Origin of the sequence: Bacillus sp. JJ1521 (assembly GCF_036965165.1) — a bacterium.
Classification (GTDB): Bacteria; Bacillota; Bacilli; order Bacillales; family Bacillaceae_L; genus Ferdinandcohnia.
Genome location: NZ_JBALOX010000164.1, coordinates 1,829 through 7,341, shown reverse-complemented (window position 1 = coordinate 7,341; position 5,513 = coordinate 1,829). Strand labels below are relative to the sequence as shown.

The 5,513-nt window shown below is 39.7% G+C and carries 5 protein-coding genes and 1 pseudogene; 2 read left to right on the top strand and 4 right to left on the bottom strand.

Going from position 1 to position 5,513, the window contains the following annotated elements:
• The first annotated feature begins 243 nt into the window (after positions 1 to 243).
• Together V7147_RS19845 and V7147_RS19840 are read left to right on the top strand one after the other, a co-directional pair.
• Complete coding sequence (locus V7147_RS19845; protein WP_335369545.1) at positions 244 to 375, top strand: hypothetical protein; 132 nt, start codon at positions 244 to 246, stop codon at positions 373 to 375.
• A gap of 173 nt (positions 376 to 548) precedes the next feature.
• Positions 549 to 704 carry a hypothetical protein gene (locus V7147_RS19840; RefSeq protein ID WP_335369544.1) on the top strand — a complete coding sequence of 52 codons (156 nt, stop codon included), beginning with the start codon at positions 549 to 551 and terminating at the stop codon, positions 702 to 704.
• A gap of 75 nt (positions 705 to 779) precedes the next feature.
• Here V7147_RS19840 and V7147_RS19835 read toward each other — a convergent pair whose 3' ends face one another.
• From V7147_RS19835 to hutU, 4 genes and pseudogenes are all read right to left on the bottom strand, one after another.
• Positions 780 to 1,559 (bottom strand): nucleotidyltransferase domain-containing protein, encoded by a 780-nt coding sequence (locus tag V7147_RS19835; RefSeq protein WP_335369543.1) that lies wholly within the window; start codon positions 1,557 to 1,559, stop codon positions 780 to 782.
• A gap of 73 nt (positions 1,560 to 1,632) precedes the next feature.
• On the bottom strand, positions 1,633 to 2,574 hold the full coding sequence (gene hutG / locus V7147_RS19830; protein WP_335369542.1) for a formimidoylglutamase: 942 nt from the start codon (positions 2,572 to 2,574) through the stop codon (positions 1,633 to 1,635).
• Positions 2,567 to 3,817 (bottom strand): imidazolonepropionase, encoded by a 1,251-nt coding sequence (gene hutI, locus V7147_RS19825; protein WP_335369541.1) that lies wholly within the window; start codon positions 3,815 to 3,817, stop codon positions 2,567 to 2,569. Before hutI ends, hutG begins: the two co-directional genes overlap by 8 nt.
• Before the next feature lie 16 nt (positions 3,818 to 3,833).
• Positions 3,834 to 5,479 (bottom strand): annotated as a pseudogene (hutU, locus tag V7147_RS19820) (urocanate hydratase).
• Positions 5,480 to 5,513: the final 34 nt, after the last annotated feature.

The window sequence follows — 5,513 nt, the reverse complement described above, 5'->3', positions numbered from 1 at the left end:
GATGATAGGTGGTTGACGCACCCAAAATTCCAGCCCCAATTACAAGATAAGATGTCATGATTTCAAAATCCCTTCTTTGCTCGATATGTTGATTATTTTACTAAAAAACTACTTTCAAAACAGCTTTTTGTCGAAATTTGTATATTTTTCTACTATTCATCCATGATATACATGACGCTGTAAAATATAGGAAATAAAGTACATACCAAACAGCGTATTAAATATGAAAGGAGGTTATGAAAAATGGCAAATAAAAATAAGAGTAATCAGCCACAAACAGGGGCGAATAGTATGGACACGGAATTTGGTGCAGAACAAGGCATGAGTAAAAAAGCTCGGAAAAAGGCCGCACGTGAAAAGCGTAAAAACAAATAACTCAATTGCGTACCAGTACATATTTGACCTGTTCCTAGGCTGAAATCTTTGGAATAGGTTTTTTTGTTTTATGATGCTTTGTGCTATCGCCCATAATTTTCATGTATCTGCGATATCTTTGGTTATTGGACAACTGTTTCAATCCGTATACTCTTTTAGAGGGGGCGATTTGAATGAAACAAGTAGAAATGCAAATGATTTTGTTTGTCGGAGCAACTATGGTTCATGAATATTGGCTGCATTGGGGACTTCCTAGAGTTTATTATTGGGATGTAAGACAAAAACATTTAAAGAAAATTGAAATAGATTCAGATGAAAAAATTGCATAGAAAAGGGATAACATTGTTACCCCTAAATAGCAAGACCAGGATTCTAGAAATTCGCTTGGCGGACCTATATCATTTCTATATCTCTGCTAATGTTTCTCTAAAAAGTTGATTAAGCAGAGGTGTTGGGTTTGGAATATCGGATTCTAGCTTTGATACGTATTGTTCTAGATGCTGGATTTCTAAATCAATAAATTTGTCTACTACTGTTAGTTGTTTAGTGAGTTTTTGACCAGAAGACTTCATTTTTATCAATTGTTCTATGCTTTGTTTTAGGTCGTTATTCGGTAATAGATCACTAATTAGTTCATTCAAATCAAGGCTAGCCATTTTGTTGTGCTTTTCAATGGATTTAGCCATTAATAATGGACGAATAACGTTTAAATAAGTTTTTAAATGTGGTCCTTTTTCTTGAATGGTTTTGAAGTTTCCCTTTGCCATTTTCACATAGTGGTACATGCATGGAATGGGTGAAAAGATGTCTGGTTCAAGTTGTTTCATTTTTTTGATAAAAGATTTATCTTCATAATAGATTAAATTTGAATGTAACCATTCCAAAAGTGAAGGATTTGATTTTCGAAAAAGTCGAAGAGCCTTCGTTAGCTCCCAACCACTCATATCTACTAAATGGTCTACTTGGACATCTACTTTATCAGTTTTTGGAAACTCAAGCACATCCCGTTGTTGATCAATCGAAAGGTACCAGTCGGTATTATGTATATAAATAAAACGAACATCATAATCGCTTTCCTCAGACGAAATTCCCCAAATTCGGCTTCCGGCTTCACACGCGAAAAGAATTTTCACGTCGTATTCCTTTTCAATTTGCTTAAGAATCATTTGAAAATGATCTCTCACGATGACTCTCCCCTTTGCATGTGAAAAGGAGATGCTTACTTGTCATCTCCCTTTAAAAATAGTATTCTCTTGTTTACGTATACATAAACCTCATCATCGCATGTGCTGCAAGTCTGCTCGTAATATCGCGAACATCTTTAGATGGATCAATTTCAACAATATCCATTGCTTTTACTTTTGGGTGTCTTGCCGCTTCTGAGATACTCAAAAGTAATTCCCTTGATGTGAAACCACCTGGTCCAATTGCCGGGCAACCTGGAGCAAAGGCTTGATCCACAACGTCCATATCAACTGAAAGATAGATAAAATCAACCTTTTGCGCTAATCGCTCCATTTCATTTTGAATGATGGGAACTATGCCAAGGTGATCGACATCATCCATCGTATAGACGACCACTCCCTTGTTTTTTACATATTCGTGATATTCCTTTGCATTCGCATAATCGCGTATTCCGATTTGGGTAAGGTCTTCCCCTTTTAAAAAACTACCCTCAATCAGACTTCGAAAAGGAGTCCCATTTGTTCTTCCGCCATCCTCTAAGTTTCGTACATCATGATGGGCATCCCATTGAATGACACCGACTCTGCCATAGTGCTGCTGAAATGCACGAATCGAAGGATAGCTCACACCGTGATCACCACCAAGCATAATATACCGATCACATGAATTGGTTTGTAGCATTTCCTTTACACTGGTATATAATCGTTCTGTTGTTTCTTCAAGGTTTGTCGGATGGGTATAAACATCACCAAAATCTAAAATCGTTGTGTCCTTGTAATCATGATTCTGTTCCCCTGAATAAGTGCTATAGGCGTTCAGTGCATTTCGGATCGTTTTAGGTGCATCAGCTGCGAGCGATGGTGAGATTGATGACTTCGATGCAGGGAGACCAATGATTCCGATATCGGCCTTAGCCCCATTTTGAAATGGCTTCATACACTCTGACACTTTTGTAATAAAACGGTCTTTAAAAGAATTATGTTTGCCAGGGGTAAGATAGCTAAATTTAGTCATTTGTCCTCCATAGCTCCCTTCCCTTGATATAAATGGTGTCTGCATGGTTTACTCCAAAATGATATGGGAGGTACATATAATTTGGAATTTTCCATATGACAAAATTTGCGTTTTGGCCGATTGTAAGTGTACCGGCTTTTCCACCCTTACCGATAGCAAATGCAGCATTTACTGTAACTGCATTCCAAATTTCCTCTGGTGTCATTCTTAATTTTAATGCAGCAAGTGACATGATTAGCTGTAGGTTTTCAGTTACACAGCTGCCAGGATTAAAATCGGTTGCAAGAGCTACAGCTACACCTTCATCAATCATTTTTCGGGCACGGGCATAAGTATCCTTGCCAAGATAGAATGTTGTTCCAGGTAACAAAACAGCAACAGTGCTGCTTTTGGAAAGCATATTTATTGCTTCATCAGAGGCCGCAACTAAATGGTCAGCACTAGTTGCTCCCAGTTTAACTGCTAGTTCGGTTCCTCCTAATGAGTCAATTTCATCAGCGTGAATTTTTAAGCCAAAACCTTTTTCCTTTGCTTTTCGTAAAAAATACTCTGATTGCTGCACCGAAAATACACCCGTTTCGCAAAAAATATCAGCGAACTGTGCTAGGTTCTCTTCTTGTATTGTATCTAGAAGTTGGATCATTTCCTCAAGGAAAACATCTTCCTTCCCTTTGTATGATGGAGGAACAGCGTGTGGACCTAAAAAGGTTGGAACAAGTGATACGTTTGTGTCCTCTTGTAGTCTTTTTATTACCCTTAGCTGTTTTAATTCCGTTTCGGGTTCTAGACCATAGCCACTTTTTATTTCAACATTTGTTACACCGAAAGAAATTAATCTGTTTAAATAAAAGGTAGCTTTCTCATATAATTCATCTTCTGTTGCTAATTTCGTGTCCTCTACGGTTGATAAAATACCTCCGCCCTTTGCCAGAATTTCGAGGTACGGCACCCCAGCTTGTTTTAAGGCAAGTTCCTTTTCTCGTGAACCACCGAATACTAAATGTGTATGTGGGTCGACTAAACCAGGCGATACAACCATATGGCCTGCGTCTTCATGCCATTCCGCTTTTATGTGTTTTGCTTCTTCATTAGTACCGATCCAAGCTATTTTTTGATCATGAACGGCAAATGCAGCATTTTCCTTGATTGTGAGTTGCTTCATTTCTTCCCCTTTAAGAGGTTCGGTGCTTTGTTTTGGTAAAATTAATTGACCAATATTATAGACGAGTAAATCGTATTTCATGATAACGCTCCTTTCTTTATAACATCGGTATATCCACACCTTGTTCTTTTGCGACTTCGATTGCTTTTTCATAGCCTGCATCCGCATGACGGACAATACCCATGCCAGGATCAGTGGTTAGAACACGTCGTAGGCGTTCTTCGGCTAGGTCAGTTCCGTCTGCAACAACTACCATTCCAGCATGCAGTGAATATCCCATTCCTACACCCCCGCCGTGATGAACAGAAATCCATGAACCGCCTGCAGCGACATTGATCAATGCGTTTAAAATAGCCCAGTCGCCCACNNATCCTTCATTGCCTCTGTTTCACGATTTGGTGATGCTACAGAACCGCAGTCAAGATGGTCGCGTCCGATTACAATTGGTGCTTTCAATTCACCTTTTCGAACTAATTCATTAATGGCGAGACCCATTTTCACACGTTCCCCGTATCCTAGCCAGCAGATTCGAGCTGGTAGCCCTTGGAACTCCACTTTTTCCCCGGCCATATCGATCCAGCGCAGTAAAGCTTCATTTTCTGGAAACAGTTCCTTAATTAAGGCATCTGTTCGATAAATGTCTTGTGGGTCTCCAGATAATGCCGCCCAGCGGAATGGTCCTTTACCTTCGCAGAATAATGGACGAATGTATGCTGGGACAAACCCTTGGAAATCAAATGCATTTTCAACGCCTTCGTCTTTTGCAACTTGGCGAATATTGTTTCCATAATCAAAAGTAACGGTTCCTCTGTGTTGAAATTCCAGCATAGCCCGAACATGATTTGCCATCGAAGCAGTTGATAATTTAACATATTTTTCAGGATCATTGGTACGCAACTGATTTGCTTCTTCAATGGAATACCCTTCCGGAACATATCCGTTTAACGGGTCATGTGCTGAAGTTTGATCTGTCATCACATCAATCTGTATGCTTCGATTTAATAATTCATGGTGAAATTCTGCAGCATTTCCAATCAATCCTATCGATAAGGCGTCACCGGAGTATTTAGCTTCCAATGCCCATTTGATGGCTCGATCGATTGAGTCTGTCATTCTATCACAATATTTTGTATCAATACGTTTTTGGATACGAGATTTGTCAACATCCACTGCAATACAAACACCACCGTTCATCGTAACGGCAAGTGGCTGTGCCCCCCCCATACCGCCTAATCCAGCAGTAAGTGTAATCGTTCCCTTTAATGAGCCGCCGAAATGCTGGCGCGCAACTTCTGCGAAAGTTTCATAGGTTCCTTGTAAAATCCCTTGGGAACCAATATAAATCCAACTTCCTGCTGTCATTTGGCCATACATCATTAAACCCTTTCTATCTAGTTCATGAAAATGCTCCCAGTTTGCCCATTTCGGTACTAGAACAGAATTCGAAAGTAATACACGCGGTGCTGCTTTGTGAGTTTTAAATACTGCTACAGGTTTTCCAGACTGAATTAGCATTGTTTCGTCATTTTCTAAACGACGGAGTGTATGAACAATTGCGTCAAATGCTTCCCAATTTCTTGCGGCTTTCCCAATGCCTCCGTACACAACAAGTTCTTCTGGTTTTTCTGCAACATCAGGATCTAAATTGTTATACAGCATCCGTAATGCAGCTTCCTGCTCCCACCCTTTACACTCAAGCTCCAATCCTCTTTTCACATGAACGACACGGTTTTGAATAGACATGATTTACTCCCCTTTTCTATAATCAAATGCGCCT